Below are 17,890 nucleotides of genomic sequence, written 5' to 3'. Positions count from 1 at the left end.
ACTGATTTTCAAGGTTGTTAACTAAGTTATAAACAGAGAGTTTATTTTCTGTTGATAATGTCTTTATTGCTTCCTTGGCGTTCAGTTACTTTAATTTTAGAATTTCCAAAGCTGTAGCTCAAGCCTAAGGTGAAATAGCGATTGTCGTTGTACATGTTATATTGTTGTTTAACCCCATCTGCTGTTGCTTGTGCGCGTAAATGAGAGGTTCTTAAAATGTCATTCATATAAGCTGAAACATTTAATTTCTTGTCCAGCATGGCGTATTTTAAACCTAAGTTTAATCCGTACATCGGTTTTAATTTCCAGTTTCCGTTGTTTAATTTCGATTGATACCAAAAGTCAACTTGCGCTTGAAATGTTTTGTCTGTGTTTAGTTGAATCGTGTTGTTCGAGTTAAAATAGTATCCCATACCATTGCTCGTTTCTAAATTAACATCTTGTATTAATTGACTTGCATTGTAAAAAGCGGAAATTGTATTTTGTGAGTTTAACCAGTACCAAGTGTCAAAAATATGGGTGATACTGAGGTTCGTATTTTCCGCATTGAAAATGTTGCCTTGTTTTAATATTTGAATATGGTTGGTGGTATCAATACTGGGGTATTGAGAAGCCAAATCTGTTACTTTAGAATAAGAGGCATTGATAAATAGTTTGTTTTTAAAAGTATAAGCGATATTTACAGCATTGACATAGGTCGGTTTTAAGTTTGGATCTCCAGTGACGTAATTGTATTCATTAATGTACCAACGAAATGGATTTAGTTGCCAAAAACTTGGTCGGTTAATACGGCGATTAGCGCTTAAGGAAATATTGTTTTCTTCGTTGATTTTGTAGCTTACATAAAGTGTAGGAAAAAGCTTCGTATAGTTCGTTTTTTCTTTTGCTTGTGAAGCAATAGATTCTCCAGTAGTTTGAGTACTCTCAACGCGTAACCCAATTTGTGTTTCCCATTTCTTTCCAATGCTTTTTGTAGCACTGATGTAAGCGGCTTGAATGTTTTCTTTGTATATAAAATGATCGGTCTGTAGGGTATTTAGTATCTCTGTATTTGGGAGAAAGTTGAAAGAATTGGCATTGTTGATGGTTTTTACAAAACTCACTTTAGCTCCATACGATAAATTAACCCAAGATAAAGGTTGTTCAAAATCTATTTTTGCACTGTAATTGTCTATTTTTTGATCGCCAGTTGTTTGTGAATATTGATCATTGTTAACAAGGTTATCAACAGTAGCTGTTTTTGTGTTGAAAACTCGAGATTTGTTCACTCTATAGTTAAAGTAATCCAGGTCTAAATTTAACTTAGTTCCCACAGTATCAAATTTATGTGTTAGATTTAAGTTAAATGAATGATTGTTGAAATCTGGACTCGATTTTCCCTTTGTATCGATTGTTTTTAGCAAGTTATCAACAGCGTTATTCACATCTACTTGATTGTTGTCTCTCGTTTTCTGTTCATTTGTATTTCCTCTATATTGAAAGCCAAAACCCGTTTTGGGTGTTGCTTGATAATCCAATTGAAAACTACCTGATAGATCCTTCTTTTGTTCTGTTTCTCTATAAATAGTATTCCATGTTTCTGTAGGATAATACAAGTTCATTTTGCCAATTTCCTGCTTGTATCCTGTGCTAGCATTGATAGAGGTGGAGAGTGTTACTTTGTCTTTGCTGTAATTGAATACATCGCTAACTTTCCAAAGGGCCTTATCTGTAGCCTCAAATCCCGCGCTAATCTGATTGTTCCATGCATTGTGTTTGGCTTGCTTTAAAACGATATTGATTAAACCGCTGTTTCCACTAGCTTCATATTTTGCGGGAGGTGTACTGATAATCTCAATTTTCTGAATCATTTCTGAAGGGATTGTATTCAGGTAATTGATTAACTCTTCTCCTGTAAGGGGAAGCATTTTATCATTAATCATCACTTGCATACTGTTTTTTCCAATTAAAGAAATCTGATCTTTATCTACTTTTAATCCCGGAGTTAGTTTTAATAGATCTTTGGCATTACTGTTGTTGGCATGTACAGATTGTTCAATGTTGAATATGGTACGGTCTACTTTTCGTTCAAATACTTTGGCTTGAGCAGAAACGACAATCTCGTCGAGTATTTTGTCATTTTGAATCACCATCGGAGCTAAGATGAGGTCTTGGGTTAAGGTAATATCGGTTTCATATTGTTTAATTCCTAAATTATTTACACGTAAAGTGTATGAATCAGCAATAATGTTTTCAAAGGTGAAAGTGCCAGTTTCATCTGAGTAGGTATGTTGGATTAGCTTTTCTTCCTGATTGAGCAATAGGACTTCTGCAAAGTCGATAGGATGTTGTTGGGAGTCCAGAACAGAACCAGAAAGTTTAACTTGTGCAAAGCTTACGATTGAAAGCGTAAAACAGATGATGAGGGTGATTAGTTTTGTTTTCATTTAATTTTTTATTTGTTAGATAAAAAACCAAAGCTGTGCCAAGAAATTAATGTTTTTTTAATTGGTTGAAAATTAGTATATTGCTTTAATAGCTTTTCAAAGAGATGTTCATTAATGAACAGGGGATAAGACAAAAGTGGACATAAAAAAAACTGCTTTTGGGGAAAGCAGTTTTTCGTTAAGCATATATGAATTTTTGAACATCAATTTTCAGTATATTCATTTTAAGCTTGACATTGATTTTGTTGTTTATGTTAATCAAAGGTACGATAAAGTTTAATAAAAAGGAACTAAAATATAATAAAGTGTTACCTTTGTGTGAGATAATTTATTAAACTACGAGGTTTATTATGCAAACACCAGCACAAAAATGTAAAATTCAATCAGAAAAGATGCGTTCAAGGCGAAAAGAATTAGGTTTTTCTCAGGAATATGTGGCTATGAAGCTAGATATTTCACAAAAGGCTTATTCTGATATCGAGAGCGGAAAGACGAAATTAAAGAATGATGTCTTAAATGAGATTGCTATAATTTTAGAAATCTCTCCTTTTCAAATTTGCCCTATCGCATGTGATTGTACTTCAGATTTACAAACAAAACACGGCCAACTTGTGCAATACCTTCGAGAGAAAGGTGTTGACTTTCCAGAGGAATTAAGTTAATAAACGTGTCATCTAACCAGAACCTATCGTTTAATTATTTATAAGTAAAAAGAGACCTCCATTGGAGGTCTCTTTTGTGTTTTATCTTGATTATAAAGGTTTCAGGTTATGAAATCCTGTCTCTTTTTAGATATTCCATTGTAGTAAACTTGCCCCCCAAGAAAATCCCGCTCCAAATGCAGTAAGTAAGAGTAAATCTCCTTTTTTGATTTGATCTTTAAATTCCCACATGCAAAGGGGTATAGTTGCGGCAATTGTATTGCCGGAATAAGTAATATTATTCAAGGCTTTGTGTTCTTCAATGCCTAATTCTTTCCCCACAGCATCAATAATGCGTTTATTTGCTTGATGTGCAACCAACCAGTTGACGTCATCAATAGTTAAATCATTCTTTGTTAATAGCGTTTCGCAGGCTGCACTCATGGCAGTTACGGCATTTTTGAATACAACTTTACCGTCTTGTTTTAAATAACGATGATCGGCATTCCAGTCTTCTGTATCGTAGGGGTATAATGTACCTCCTCCTTTGATATTGAGGTATTCAATACCTTTTCCATCACTGAGCAATAAAGCATCTAAAATTCCTGTTTCTGCAGAAGGTTCTAACCAAACGGCACCAGCACCATCGCCAAACAAAATATTGGTTGAACGATCTGTTTGATTTACATAGGTACTAATTTTGTCTGCACCTACGACCACCACATTTTTATAACGCCCAGTTTCAATTAAGGCAGCTCCCATGTCTAAGGCGTATAAAAAACCAGAACAGGCAGCATTCATGTCAAAAGCCCATACATTGTTGAGCTGTAATTTATCGCAAACGATATTAGCGGTTGAGGGCATGGGCATATCGGGCGAAGAAGTCGCAATGAGAAGTGCGTCAATATCAACTGCGTTTTTTTGGTAAGTAGCACACAATTCTTTTATGGCTGCTACAGCCATGTCTGATGTCGCTAGACCATCCTCTAAAATTCTGCGCTCTTTGATTCCTGTTCTCTTCATAATCCATTCGTCAGAAGTGTCTGACAAACGTTCTAAATCAGCATTGGTACGCTTGTTTATCGGTAGATACCCACCAATGGCTGTTATTTGAGCATATTGTTGTTTATTTTTCAACATTGTTGTTTGTTTTGCGTCTTATATGCAAATATGTCTTACTTGCAACTTAGGAGAGGGGGAACCTAAGAAAGAACTCAAATCTCGCTATTTTTAGCTAAATATTAGTGGTTAAATAAACGGAATAAGTTGTCTAAAAGACGCATAAATTTATGTAAATGTTAATTTGTTAACTTAAATTCTCGAGGTGAGATACCTGTGCTGTTTTTGAAAAACTTGCTGAACAAGGCAACATCTTGAAAATTAAGTTCATTCGCTACTTGTGTAATGGAATTGTGAGGATCTTTCAACATGATTTTAGCCTCTAAAATAATCGTCTCCACAATGATGTCTTTTGGCGCTTTCCCAAATACATCTGCAATTATTTTAGTGAGGTGCTTGCGACTGATAAACATATGATCCGCATAGAATTGTACGCTGCGCTCTTTTTTGAAATGGGAGGAAACCAACAATAGAAAGTTCTTCGTTAGTTCTTCTTTGCGAAGCGTCTTTTTCTCTGTTTTAGCTAAAACTCGTTTGTTGTAAAAATGCCCCAATTCATACATCAAAATAGAAAAGTGATGAAGAATCAACTGATGGGTAAACATATTATCCTTGGCGAAGACCAGTTTGTTTAATCGCTTTAGATGATACTTAATCTCCTTTATGATGTAAGTGTTTAAAGGAAGAATTTTGGGGTATTGTGAAGAAAAGAACTGTATCAGATTGTTTGACTTTAAGTGAAATCCCGCATCTAGAAATAATTCCCCACTTGCAAAAAAAGCCTGTACACTAAAGTCTTTGGTGTATTGGATAATCTCGAAAAATTGCTGAGGTAGCACCACGAGAATATCGTTTTTCTTTACTTTCGTTGGTTCTAAATTAATGGTAATCTCACATTCTCCTGAAGTAATGAGAATTAAACCAAAAGAGGCAAACTTATAGGGTTTGCCGATGACAAAATACTGACTGTGTTTAGGCCCAATCTCTACTACTGCTAAGCGTTTGTCAACAATAAAACGCTCATATCGATTTAAGATATCAGCAATAGAGTAGGATTGTATATAATTATTCTTCACAATAAGATTATATAGTTAAAGGGATAAAAATAAGAAGTCCATCGGACAAAAAACTTGTTTTAGGTTAAGAACTCATCTTGAATTTTTTGATTGAAGTGAAAATTAGCTATTTTGAGTCTGATTAAAGGCATTTTTTTAACCAATTAGAGAAAGTCAAGATGACTTTTAAAAAAAATAGAGTAGAAAAATAAATTTCTACTCTATGGTTGTTTTGTTTTATTTAGGTCAACAAGGATATCATCCTAGTGATGATCTACAAAATTGTGATTGGGTTCATAGTCAGCTTCCATTTCTGCTTGGTAATTTACCTTTTCTTTTTTACTCAATCGCTTGCCGATCTTGTCAAAAATAGAGTAGATGATTGGTACGATAACCAAGGTAAGTAGCAGGGAAGATAATAATCCACCAATAATAACTACAGCTAATCCGTTGTTCATTTCTGCTCCAGCACCATTGGCTAAGGCAATAGGCACCATCCCAATAACCATAGCAATAGTCGTCATTAAAATCGGACGAAGACGCGCGTGGTTAGCGGCAATTAAGGCATCGTGTACACTGTCACCTGCTTCAACTCTGTGGTTGGCAAAGTCCACTAATAAAATGGCATTCTTACAAACCAAACCAATTAACATGATAATTCCTAAGATGGTAAAAATATTCAAAGAAATATTAGCAATAGCTAAGGCTAATAAGGCTCCAATAAAGGACAAAGGCACAGAAAAAATAACGATGAAGGGTTTGGAGAAACTGTCATACAGGGCAACCATTACCAGGTAAACTAAAATAATAGCCGCTAATAAGGCAATCCCCAATGTACCAAAACCTTCTTCTTGATCTTCCATCGTTCCTGTCCATTGGTATTTTACCCCTGGTTTTAAGGTCAATTGGTCGAATTTTGGCAACCATTCATTGGCAATATCTCCGGGAGAACGACCAATGGTTTGGGATTTGATGGTTACCGACGGACTCTTGTCTCTACGCTCTAAGATTGATGGACCTGAGCTATAGTTTACTGTAGCAAATTGCTCTAACTTCACATCTTCTCCTTGATTGTTTTTAAAGTTGATGGTCTTTACATCATCAATCGTCGTTCTTGCATATTCTTGGAAGCGAATGTTGATGTCGTATTCGTATTCACCTGCTCTGTATTTTCCGTCCGTGTTTCCGTTAAAGGCGGTCTGCATCGTCATCCCTACGGTATACATGTCCAACCCAAGGGCGGCCATTTTATCGCGATCGACTTGTACATTAATCTCAGGGCTACCCGTTTCTGTGGTTAGCTTCGTTTCCATAGTTCCTGGAATCTGATCTAATAAATCTTTGGCCTGAATGGCAAATTCCATCGCATCATCCAAATTTGACCCTGTGATCGTCAAGGCTAAAGGAGCTTCTTCTGCACCAATTAATCCCACAGGAACTGTTTTTACTTTTACACCTACCATTAATGGAGCTAACTCCTTCTTTAACTTGGCTGCGTAAACGAACGAACTCTCACTTCTTTCTTTTTTATCGGTTAAGATGACGTGAATTTCCGATTTATATTTGGTCGCTTGACTTCCTCCGTACCCTTCAGAAGATTGCCCTACCGTAGTAATCATATCCACTACTTCAGGCTTGGTACGCAAGAAAGCCTCCGCTTTTTGCGTCATGAGATTGGTCTGTTGTACGGATGCATCTTTGTCTAATTCCAATTGAACTAAGAATTCCCCTTTATCCGTTTTAGGAAAGAATTCTCCTCCCACATACCCTAAGGATGGAAGTGCTAAGGAACCAAAGAAGGCTAAGGCTACGATGAATAAAACCGTAAGTGTATTCTTTGTTGAATTTAAAGACCAAACCAATAAACCTGAGATGCTGTGTGTAAAAGAAGTTAATCCTTTTTCAAATCCGTGTAGGATTTTTCCAAAGAAGGAAGTCGGTTGAATAACTTCAATTTTCCCGTATCTTGAGAATAACCAAGGTACAATTGTAAAGGAAACCAACAAAGACAACATCGTTGCTATGATGACCGTCACACAGAATTGTTTAATGATGTTGGGAACTAAACCAGAAGACATGGCAATGGGCAAGAATACCACTACAATAACTAAGGTAATTGCGGTAACGGTAAATCCAATTTCCTTTGCTCCGTCAAAAGAGGCGCGTACTTTATTTTTACCCATTTCCATGTGGCGGTGAATATTTTCAATTACAACGATGGCGTCGTCCACTAAAATACCAACAACCAAGGAAAGCGCGAGTAAACTCAATAAGTTTAAGGAGTAACCCAACAGGTAAATCCCGATGAAGGTAGCTACCAATGATAACGGAATAGCCACCATTACAATCAGGGCATTTCTAAAACTGTGTAAGAAAAATAACATGACAAAGGCCACCAATACAATCGCTAAAAACAAGTCAAACATAACAGCATTAGCCGCTTCTAAGGTAAACTGAGAAGAGTCGTTTGCCGTTTTGATATTCAACTGAATATCAGCATAGTTTTTCTCCACTTCAGCAATGGACTGCTGCGTTAATTCACTTACGGTTACAGCATTGGCATCCGATTGTTTGATAACTTGCATTAAAATCGTCGATTGCTGATTCAAACGAGCAATTTTTTCTACTTCTTTAATACCATCTTGTACATCAGCAATATCGCCTAATCGGATGTCAATTCCCCCTTGAGAAGCAATGACTAAATTTCGCATCTCTTCGATGTTCTTGTATTTTCCTGCTAAGCGAATGAGGGTTTGTTTATCTCCTGACTTTACACTCCCAGTAGGGAAGTCTAAGTTGGAACTCAATACCGCTTGTTGTACCATCGGTACACTCAAACCGTAAGCTTCAATTTTTTTAGGATCAAGTAAAACTTGAATCTCTCTTTTTTCTCCTCCAACTAATTCAACTTTGGCCACTCCCGCAACACGAGAAAAGATGGGTTGAATCTTTTTATCTAATAAATCGTATAATTCCTTTTCAGTTAAATTACTCGTTACACTCAAAGTCATAATGGGTAAATCACTCAAAGAATATTTCTGTAACGAAGGTGGGTCAACGTCTTTGGGTAAATCTTTTAGGATAGCGTTAATCTTGCGCTGTGCATCGTTCAACGATAAATCTACATTGGCTTCCGAAGTCAAGTAAATCATTACCGTTGATAAGCTTTCGAAAGATAAAGCTTCTACTTTTTTTACATTTTCTAAAGAGGCGACGGCATCTTCAATTTTTTTGGTTACGGTATTTTCGATTTCCGAAGGAGAAGCTCCTGGATATACTGTAGCAACAGTAATCACGTTTACTTCAAACTTGGGAATTAGCTCATAACTCAGGTTTTTATAACTAAATATACCTCCGAGTAATAGTGCAATAAAAAGCACGATGATGATGCTCGGACGCTTGATGGATATTTCGGCTATTTTCATATGTCAATCCTTTTCTTTAGGCCGTTATTTAATAATAGATACAGGGGCTTGGTCTGTTAGGTTGATTTGCCCAGAGGTAATTACAGTTTCTCCTTCTTTTAATCCGTCTAGGATTTCAACAAAATCACCTAGGTTTCTACCCGATACTACTTGTGTAGCAACGGCTTTATTATCTATAACGCGATAGATGAGATTCGAACTTACACTTCCTACGAAAGCATTGCGGGGTACTAGAAGCAATGGGGTATCTTGATTTTGATCGGCATCAAAATAAGCTGATCCATACATACCCGCACGCAGTTTATTGTCTTTGTTGTTGGTTAAAAGTAAATCAACGGGATAGTTTAAGGCAGCATCTGCTTTAGGAGCAATAAACGTTACCTTTCCTTCAAAGCGATCATTGGGGAATACACTCGCTTTGACTTCAATGATATCTCCTTCTTTTAGATTGGCTACATGACTCTCATCTACATTGACTCTCAATTTCAATTGGTTGACATTAACTAAGTCAAAAATAGGCGCACCAGGGGCTACAAAACTACCTTGTTCCACGTGTTTCTTGTTGATAATGCCATCAATAGGAGCTTTGATATGCGCATCACCTGCTGTAATTTGAGCTGATTTTAAATTTGCCTCTGCATTTTGTAACATCAATTTGACTTGATCTAACTGTTGTTTAGTGACTCCTCCTGTGCTATAAGCGCTTTCAAAACGAGCAGCATCTGCTTTAGCTGTGGCATAAGCTGCTTCTGCATGGCGTACTTGTACGTTGATTTGGTCGCTATTGACGAAGGCTAAAACTTGTCCTTTGCGCACTTGGGCTCCTTCATCAACGAGTAATTTTACCACACGACCAGGGGTTTCTGCTGAAAGAGTTACTTCTTGATAGGGAACAAAGTTCCCATTCGCTTTATAAGTTGCATCCACAACACGTACACTCGCTTGTTCTACACGTACCGTAATGGTTGCATCTTGGTCTGCTACAATAGCCGTTTCTTCGTCGTTTTTCGTTTTGTTTCGATTTACTATATAGATCGTCCCCCCAATTAAGGCTACAAGGACTAAAGCTGTTATTATTTTTTTCATGGTTGTTTGAGATTAGATAAAATTTAGTCAAGTAAGGTCTTTAAGGCTCCTTGTGATTTGATTATTTGAATTTCCGCTAGTTTAAAGTCAAGTAAGGCCGTGGTATAATTGTTTTCCGCTTCGGTATAAGCATTTTCAGCATTCAACAAATCAGTTAAAGTAGCTAAACCATGCTTGTAGTTGTTTTGCATATTGGTTAGAATACTTCGAGCCAAATCCACATTTTCCTTTTGGAAATTAATGGTTATTAGAGCATTCTCAATAGATTTCTGTGCATTGGAATAATCCAAAGCTAAAGCTTGTTTCGTATCCTCCAATTGTACATCGATTTTTTCAATGTCTACTTTCGCTTGTCTGACTCTTGATCTCGTTTCAAAACCATTGAATATCGGGAGTTTTAACGAGATTCCTACGGCTGAAGCACTCGTCCAAAAAACACCATCACTCGGTTTATTACCCCAAGGAAATTTATCTCCCATTCCTTGATAACCAAAGGTTCCAAAAGCGGCTAAGGACGGATAGTAATCCGCTTGAATCGACTTGAGTTTATAGGCTAATAACTCTTTTTGTTTCTCTAATAAGTGAATTTCAGTTCGCCCATCAACCTTATTCTCCGCCAGTATAGCGCTTTCATCAATTGTAAAGGTGTTTTCTGGTAGTTGAATGGCGGTTTGTAAATCCATTCCCATGAAAAACTTTAATGCATTTTCTTGCAAGTCTACTGCATTGATGATTTGCTGTCTATTGGCTTTTAAATTACTCAAGCTTACTCTTGTACGATCTAAGTCGATTTGAGTAGCTAAGCCATTGCGGTGTAAATCCTCAATAATATCTTTAATTCGCGTGGTACTGCTAATTGTAGTTTCTAAGGTTTTCAACATCGCTTTCGATTGAAATACTTGGTAGTAAGTAGAAGCAACTTTTTCTATGATTTGTTCATCCGTCAATTCTTTGTTGATGATGTAAAAATCCTTAGCTGAACGAGCTGCCTTTAATCCCATAAATACAGCTTGATTAAACAAAACTTGAGAAGCTGTTGCTGTTACTTGTGAATTCCACTTTAAATTAAAGGGAATCATCTGTGTTTGTCCACCTAGAGTTAACGGCATTTCCTGAATTTTGACGTTGTTCGCTATATTGGCTTCTACGTTCAAATGCGGAAGTGCGTTGGCTTTAACTTCTTGGATTTGATAATCGCTATTGGTGATATCTAAAGCGGCTTGTCTGGCTTCTGCTTTGTGTACCAAAGCATATTGCAATGCTTCTTGTAAGGTCAAAGGCTCTTGTGCCCATAAATGACAAGAAAGGAATAGGCTACATAAGGTTAAGAAGGTCTTATTCATTTTTGATGCTTTCTTTTAAGTCTAAGTATTGTTTTAATCCTTTTTCTGTAGTGATACTTCGAATGTGATGTTCCAGATGTAAGGCGTGTAATTGCATATGGGTATATTCATCAGGTTCAAAATAATCGTGATCGTCTAATAATACCACAGAAGCAATATGTAAACGTGCCGTAAATTCAACATCCAAATTCGAGCGATAGACTCCTTCTTTGATTCCTTTTTCTAAATTTCGCTCAATGATACCTACATACTTTTTCTTGTGGAAAATCTTCTGCTTTTGTGCAATCTTCGGATAGTATTTGTTGAGCTGATACAGACATACGGAGGTTTCTACAGCAAATACTTCATTCATATTGTTGTGAGCTGCTATAATCTCTGCGACTGCAGGTCTGTTTTGTGCAATAACCGCTTCTAGGGATTTTAAGAATTTCTCGTTGATATAGACCAAACTCTTTTCAATTAGTTCAGGTTTAGACGCATAGTGTTGGTAAATGGTTTTTTTAGATATAGACAATTCAGCGGCTATATCGTCCATTGTGATGCTTTTAAATCCTTGAGATAAAAACAAATGAGTTGCTTTTTCGAGTATTAAAGTTTCCATGTATTTCTTTTTAGTCGGGCAAATATAATTAGGAAACTCAAATCGTTTTTAAAGTTTCCGCTGAATTATGAAAACTTTAACGATAGGAAAAGTTTCCATAGTAAAACGTGCAAAATTTTGGAGTCCTTAGACCACAAAAGAGGGTGGAAAGGGAAGGAGGGAGCTAGGGTAGGAGTTGAAAGGTTGTTTTTCAGGAAAAACTAGTGGATAACTAATGTATTTTTAGGATATTTGTAGTCGTTAAAGGGTAGAATCGCAATGGGAAACGTAAAGTTTTTAAAAAACGCGTATTTTTACCAAAATTTTTTAGAACATGCAGTCTATAGCAAAATATAAAGAACAGATCGCCGATTATCTAAATTCAATTCAATTAGATGGTCAACCCATAGAACTTTATGAACCTATTTCTTATATTCTTTCTTTAGGAGGAAAACAAATTAGACCGATTCTAACGTTAATGGCTACGGATGTTTTTAATGGGGATCCTAAAAAATCTATTTATGCTGCTACAGCAATTGAGTTGTTTCACAACTTTTCATTGATGCACGATGATATTATGGATGATGCTCCTTTGCGTAGAGGACATCAAACCGTACATGAAAAATGGAATATCAATACGGCAATTCTCTCTGGTGACGCGATGTTGATTCTGGCTTATCAATATTTTGAACATTATGAACCTATCATTTTTAGGGACTTGGCAAAGTTGTTTAGTCAAACGGCTATTCAAGTTTGTGAAGGACAACAATACGATATTTGTTTCGAAGGACGTTCTGATGTAGAGATTGAGCAATACATTAAAATGATTCAGTACAAAACAGCTGTTTTAGTTGCAGCGGCACTGAAAATGGGGGCTATTGTAGCGAAAACCACTCAAGAGAATGGAGAACAGATTTACAATTTTGGTCTGAACTTGGGGATTGCTTTCCAATTGTTAGATGATCATTTAGATGCTTTTGGTGATGAAACGACGTTTGGTAAGCGCATTGGTGGAGATATCTTAGAAAATAAAAAGACATTTTTATATCTGAAAGCGTTAGAACAAGCGAACCCAGCGCAAAAAGAGGAGTTAATGCAGTTTTACGCAACGGTAGAGTGTGCAAACGAAGAACAAAAAATCAAAAGGGTAAAAGAATTGTTTGTAGAAACAGGATCTAAAGAAGCTTCTTTAAACCTGATTCAGCAATATACAGAAGAAGCATTGCATATTTTAGATGTTTTGGACATCGCAGACGACAAGAAGCAAATGTTGCGCTTGTTTAGTAAAGAATTAATGAACCGACAAATGTAATATCGAATGGAAGTAGCCGTAACTTATCTCGAAAATCAATTGAAGGAGCAACAGCATTTGTTTGAGCTACTCGTTCAGCAAGTGGAGCGTGACTTTAGGATGAGTGTAGATGAGGATTTGGTCTTTCCTGCTTCCACTGCTCTTGATCTTGTGCAACAAATTCAAGAAGTACTAGAGCATATTGCTTCTCGTACTCCGGCGAAGTTGTCCATGTTGCTTTATCGCATTGATGTAGCAGAAAAAGACATTCGAGCTTTAGAAGAAGGGGATGTGTTTAACTACTTTCAACAACTGACTTACCTTATTGTGAAACGAGAATTTCAAAAGGTATACTTCCGAGCAAGTTTATCCAAATAATAGAAGATAGTACAAAAAAAGAGCCGATTGAACAAATCGGCTCTTTTTTTTGTTATTTTTTAAACAAACTAGTTGCGAATAAATATTTTTTAAGTTAAATTTAACTGTTAGTAAAAACTAAAAAAACAATATTTATGAGAAAAATTCTATTATTTGGGATAGTTATGTCCCTTTTCTCTTGTTCAACAGATAATCAAACTGTTCTTGATGATGAAGTAAACAAAGAAAGTAAAACAATTGATCCAGCCGTAGGTTATTACTCGCCTTATGAATATAGTCCTGTACATGGATTGCATATTGGTGCAGGATTTACCTACCGCATGATTAATAATACAGATTTGAATTTTGAATTTACCCCTTTTTTGGGATTAGGGTCATATGATGGAGATCCTTTTAGTAATACTTATTGGCATCCAAGTTATGGAATTGGAGATCCTAGTTCTTCTTATTATACGCCTAATCTTTCAGCAAATGGCGTGAAATATGGCAATTTCTTACCAGCAGAACCCATCCATCTACCGCCTTTTAGAAATAGATCTATTAATACAGTAAATCATTATCCAGTTCCTATCGATTTACCTGGAGGAACGAATGGATTTGTTTGTGATTATCCAGGTAGTGCCTATGTCTATGAAGATGGATATTTTTTGCAAAAATCAGGTAAATTGTTTTTTATTGAATTTAAAGTGAGAGATCAAACAAATCGCATAATAGCTAACTCTAAGGTAAGGATGAATTTTCCCTATAATTTAGATGTTACTACAACAACTGATTGGTTTAATGTAGGAATAGTTGATAGTTATTTCGGAGAAGAATTAGTTTACAATAAATTCACAAGAGAAATTTGTTTGGTGATAAAGAGTTCAAGTCCAGTCAAGGATATTTATCGCTTTACCTACCAAAATAGAAGGTTTCAGGTGGGAATGCGAAGTACAGCAAATAACATCGATATTTATTTAAGGGAAATATAATAGGGATGAGATACAAAAAAAGAGCCGATTGAACAAATCGGCTCTTTTTTTGTATCTTATAAAAGGTGTTGTTAGAAATAGACGCGGATGAAGGGCATAAAGGCACTGCCATATACCATGTCTTTTTCGCGGTACAAGACATTGAATCGAACGCCTACCGTGGCAGGTCCGCTACTGTATCCAGCACCTAAAAATAAAGCGGTGTTCCAAAAGTTAGCATCTAATTTTTGTAAATCCTCCTTATAAGTATAGGTGTTGTTTACGCGTAATTGCTCCAGTTCGATAGATAATTGTAGTTGAGGAATGGGATTGGAAAGAGCAATCAAGCTTCCACCATAAATCCAAGATTGATATTCTTTTACGCTACTATAGTAAAAAGAGCGATTTTTACTGTTGATGTAACTTCCTTGTAAACCTACTCCTACATTCAAATAAGGGTTAATTTCGTATAAAGCACTTGGCGCTAACATCACATCGGTATACCCGTTGCCAAAGCCCAAACCGAACCCTCCACCAAATCTCCATTTTTTGACAGAATCGTAATTTTCGGAGTTATTTCGGTTTTGTTGTGCAAAAAGTGAAAAATTGGACAATAAAAAAAATGAAAAAACGAATAAAACACTCATTTTTTTGACATAAAATCTTCTCATAGCTGTTTTATGAAATTGTTGTGAGATAAAAATAAGAAAAAGTTTATACTTTTGTAATCAAAGAGTTGTATTTTTGTATATATAATATTTAATCAATAGGTCTTTAGACGAAAATTATGGATAGATTTTCCTTTTTAAACGCGGCACACACTGCATTTTTTGCAGATTTGTATGATCAATATTTAGAAAATCCAGATAGCGTAGAACCAAGTTGGAGAGCCTTCTTTCAGGGGTTCGATTTTGCAAACGAATTTAATGATGGCACAGTTGAAAAAGTAACTTATGTTTCTTCTCCTTCAAATAGTTCAAATACAGGTAATTCGGTAGATACGAGCCAAATTACAAAAGAGCTAGCAGTATTGAAATTAATCGATGGCTACAGGACTTACGGACACCTATTGACTAAAACAAACCCGCTTAGAGAAAGAAGAGTTGTTCATCCAGATTTAAGTTTAGAGAAATTTGGTTTATCTGCTGCTGATTTAAATACAACCTTTGACGCAGCGAAAGCAATTCAATTACCCGCTTCTACTTTGGCGCAAATCGTGACTCAATTAGAGAAAATCTACTGTGCAACTTTAGGTATTGAATTCAAATATATCACAGACGAAAAAGAAGTGAATTGGATCCAAGATCACTTCGAAATCCCAGAAGCAAAATTTAATTCAGAAGAGAAAAAAGAAATCCTACACAAGTTGATTGAGGCGGTTTCTTTTGAAAATTTCTTGAATACAAAATATGTGGGACAAAAGCGTTTCTCTTTAGAAGGATTGGAAGCCGCAATTCCTGCGATGGACTTTTTAATTGAATCAGCTGCTGAAAAAGGAGTAGAGGAAATTGTAGTGGGTATGGCTCACCGTGGTCGTTTGAACGTTTTAGCAAACGTATTCAAAAAACCAACCCAAGAAATCTTCTCAGAATTCGATGGTAAAGATTATGATACGGTTGAGGGATATGATGGAGACGTAAAATACCACTTGGGATTAAGTTCAACACGTAAAACACGCTCAGGAAAAGATATTCATGTAAACCTAACACCAAACCCTTCTCACTTAGAGACAGTAGGTGCAGTAATCGAAGGAATCGCAAGAGCAAAACAAGATACGGTATATACGAATCAACCTTCTAAAGTATTGCCTATCGCTTTACACGGAGATGCCGCTATTTCAGGACAGGGAATCGTGTATGAAATCGTGCAAATGGCGCAGTTAAGAGGGTATAAAACAGAAGGCACAATCCACGTGGTATTAAACAACCAAGTTGGATTTACAACAAACTTCACCGATGGACGTTCTTCTACGTATTCAACAGATATTGCTAAGGTAACAGCTTCTCCTGTATTACACGTAAATGCAGATGATACTGAAGCTGCTGTACGTGCTTTCTTATTTGCTTTAGAATACCGCATGACGTTTGGTAGAGATGTATTCATCGATTTAGTGGGATACCGTAAATATGGACATAACGAGGGAGATGAACCAAAATTCACTCAACCTTTATTATATAAATTGATTGCAAAACATCCAAATGCAAGAAATATCTATAACGCAAGATTGTTAGAAGATAAGATTGTTGACGAGAGCTTTGTGAAAAATTTAGAACAACAATATAAAGATGTATTAGAACAAGATTTGCAAATGTCTCGTGAAAATGAGTTTGCTAAAATCAGAACGTTCATGCAAGAAAACTGGAAAGAGTTCAAGATTGTAGATGAAACAGCGATGGTTGTGGATTATGATACAAAAGTGTCTAAACAACTATTGACAGATATCGCTGAGGTAATCACTGAACTTCCAGAAGATAAAAAATTCATTAGCAAAGTAAAACGTCTTATCGGAGACCGCAAAGCGATGTTCTTTGAAAATGATAAATTAGACTGGGCAATGGGTGAATTATTGGCTTACGGATCATTAATATCTCAAGGATATGATGTGCGTATGTCAGGACAAGATGTAGAGCGTGGAACGTTCTCTCACCGTCATGCTGTAGTTAAAACAGAAGATACGGAAGAATCAATCATCTTGTTGAATCAATTGAAAGAACAAAAAGGACAAATGAGAATTTACAACTCATTATTGTCTGAGTATGCTGTTTTGGGATTTGAATACGGATATGCGTTGACAAACCCGAATACTTTGACGATTTGGGAAGCTCAGTTTGGAGATTTCTCAAACGGAGCACAAATTATGTTGGATCAGTATATTTCTGCAGCAGAAGATAAATGGAGTAGTCAAAATGGTTTAGTAATGCTATTGCCTCACGGATATGAAAACCAAGGAGCAGAGCACTCTTCAGCGCGTTTAGAGCGTTACTTACAATTGTGCGCAGAACACAATATGTTTGTAGCAAACTGTACCACTCCAGCTAACTTCTTCCACTTGATGCGCAGACAAATGGTAACTGATTTCAGAAAACCGTTAATTGTAATGTCACCAAAGAGCTTGTTAAGACATCCATTGGCAACGTCTACAATTAGTGAGTTCACTGATGGTAAGTTCCAATATGTAATTGATGATGCAGGAGTAGATAAAGCAAAAGTGAAATCATTGGTTTTCTGTTCTGGTAAATTCTACTACGACTTAGTAGCGAGAAGAGAAGAATTAGGAAGAGAAGATATCGCATTTGTGCGTTTAGAACAATTATTCCCATTGCCAGTAGAGCAGATTAAAGCAGTAATTGCTTCTTATCCGAATGCAGATGATTTTGTTTGGGCACAAGAAGAACCGAAAAACATGGGAGCTTATGGTTATATGTTGATGAATTTTGACGAGAAACCATTGCGTTATGCAGGTAATAAAGCGTATAGTGCACCAGCTTCAGGAAGTTCAACGCGTTCTAAAAAGCGTTTTGCTTATGCAGTTGAAAAAGTTTTTAATAAGAACTTATAATAAAAAAAGAGTATTTTTACATAACAATATTTAATTA

At 36.2% G+C, this 17,890-nt stretch carries 13 protein-coding genes; 5 read left to right on the top strand and 8 right to left on the bottom strand.

Annotated elements, in window-relative coordinates; translation table 11 throughout:
• Window positions 1–41 precede the first annotated feature (41 nt).
• A complete protein-coding gene (locus tag HX004_RS05620) occupies window positions 42–2,426 on the bottom strand; it encodes an outer membrane beta-barrel family protein (RefSeq protein WP_286441354.1) in 2,385 nt (794 codons plus the stop codon).
• Window positions 2,427–2,776: 350 nt separating this feature from the next.
• Between HX004_RS05620 and HX004_RS05615 the strand changes: the two genes are divergently transcribed.
• Window positions 2,777–3,088 (top strand): helix-turn-helix domain-containing protein, encoded by a 312-nt coding sequence (locus tag HX004_RS05615; protein WP_286441353.1) that lies wholly within the window; start codon window positions 2,777–2,779, stop codon window positions 3,086–3,088.
• 126 nt (window positions 3,089–3,214) lie between these two features.
• Here HX004_RS05615 and HX004_RS05610 read toward each other — a convergent pair whose 3' ends face one another.
• The 6 genes from HX004_RS05610 to HX004_RS05585 form a co-directional block, all read right to left on the bottom strand.
• Window positions 3,215–4,207, bottom strand: coding sequence for a beta-ketoacyl-ACP synthase III (locus HX004_RS05610; RefSeq protein ID WP_286441351.1), 993 nt, complete (start codon window positions 4,205–4,207; stop codon window positions 3,215–3,217).
• A 158-nt stretch (window positions 4,208–4,365) separates the two neighbouring features.
• A complete protein-coding gene (locus HX004_RS05605) occupies window positions 4,366–5,262 on the bottom strand; it encodes a helix-turn-helix domain-containing protein (RefSeq protein WP_286441350.1) in 897 nt (298 codons plus the stop codon).
• A gap of 242 nt (window positions 5,263–5,504) precedes the next feature.
• Window positions 5,505–8,666, bottom strand: a complete 3,162-nt coding sequence (locus HX004_RS05600) for an efflux RND transporter permease subunit (RefSeq protein WP_286441349.1) — start codon at window positions 8,664–8,666, stop codon at window positions 5,505–5,507.
• Window positions 8,667–8,690: 24 nt separating this feature from the next.
• Window positions 8,691–9,752 (bottom strand): efflux RND transporter periplasmic adaptor subunit, encoded by a 1,062-nt coding sequence (locus HX004_RS05595; protein WP_286441348.1) that lies wholly within the window; start codon window positions 9,750–9,752, stop codon window positions 8,691–8,693.
• A gap of 23 nt (window positions 9,753–9,775) precedes the next feature.
• Window positions 9,776–11,095, bottom strand: a complete 1,320-nt coding sequence (locus tag HX004_RS05590) for a TolC family protein (protein ID WP_286441347.1) — start codon at window positions 11,093–11,095, stop codon at window positions 9,776–9,778.
• Complete coding sequence (locus tag HX004_RS05585; protein WP_286441346.1) at window positions 11,088–11,696, bottom strand: TetR/AcrR family transcriptional regulator; 609 nt, start codon at window positions 11,694–11,696, stop codon at window positions 11,088–11,090. Before HX004_RS05585 ends, HX004_RS05590 begins: the two co-directional genes overlap by 8 nt.
• A gap of 313 nt (window positions 11,697–12,009) precedes the next feature.
• On the opposite strand from HX004_RS05585, the gene HX004_RS05580 reads away from it, so the two are divergent.
• The 3 genes from HX004_RS05580 (at window position 12,010) to HX004_RS05570 (ending at window position 14,315) form a co-directional block, all read left to right on the top strand.
• Complete coding sequence (locus tag HX004_RS05580) at window positions 12,010–12,987, top strand: polyprenyl synthetase family protein (protein WP_286441345.1); 978 nt, start codon at window positions 12,010–12,012, stop codon at window positions 12,985–12,987.
• 6 nt (window positions 12,988–12,993) lie between these two features.
• Entirely contained in the window at window positions 12,994–13,344 is a 351-nt protein-coding gene (locus HX004_RS05575; RefSeq protein WP_286441344.1) for a hypothetical protein, read from the top strand.
• A 134-nt stretch (window positions 13,345–13,478) separates the two neighbouring features.
• The gene (locus HX004_RS05570; RefSeq protein WP_286441343.1) at window positions 13,479–14,315 is read left to right on the top strand and encodes a hypothetical protein; all 837 of its coding nucleotides are present in this window, start codon (window positions 13,479–13,481) and stop codon (window positions 14,313–14,315) included.
• A 71-nt stretch (window positions 14,316–14,386) separates the two neighbouring features.
• On the opposite strand, the gene HX004_RS05565 is transcribed toward HX004_RS05570, so the two are convergent.
• Window positions 14,387–14,965 carry a hypothetical protein gene (locus HX004_RS05565; RefSeq protein ID WP_286441342.1) on the bottom strand — a complete coding sequence of 193 codons (579 nt, stop codon included), beginning with the start codon at window positions 14,963–14,965 and terminating at the stop codon, window positions 14,387–14,389.
• A 116-nt stretch (window positions 14,966–15,081) separates the two neighbouring features.
• On the opposite strand from HX004_RS05565, the gene HX004_RS05560 reads away from it, so the two are divergent.
• Window positions 15,082–17,853, top strand: a complete 2,772-nt coding sequence (locus tag HX004_RS05560; RefSeq protein WP_286441341.1) for a 2-oxoglutarate dehydrogenase E1 component — start codon at window positions 15,082–15,084, stop codon at window positions 17,851–17,853.
• The last annotated feature ends 37 nt before the right edge of the window (window positions 17,854–17,890 follow it).

This window comes from Myroides sp. 1354, from assembly GCF_030324495.1.
In the GTDB taxonomy this organism is placed as follows: domain Bacteria; phylum Bacteroidota; class Bacteroidia; order Flavobacteriales; family Flavobacteriaceae; genus Flavobacterium.
The sequence above is the reverse complement of the archived record's forward strand: the minus strand, read 5'-3'. Positions and strand labels throughout refer to the sequence as shown.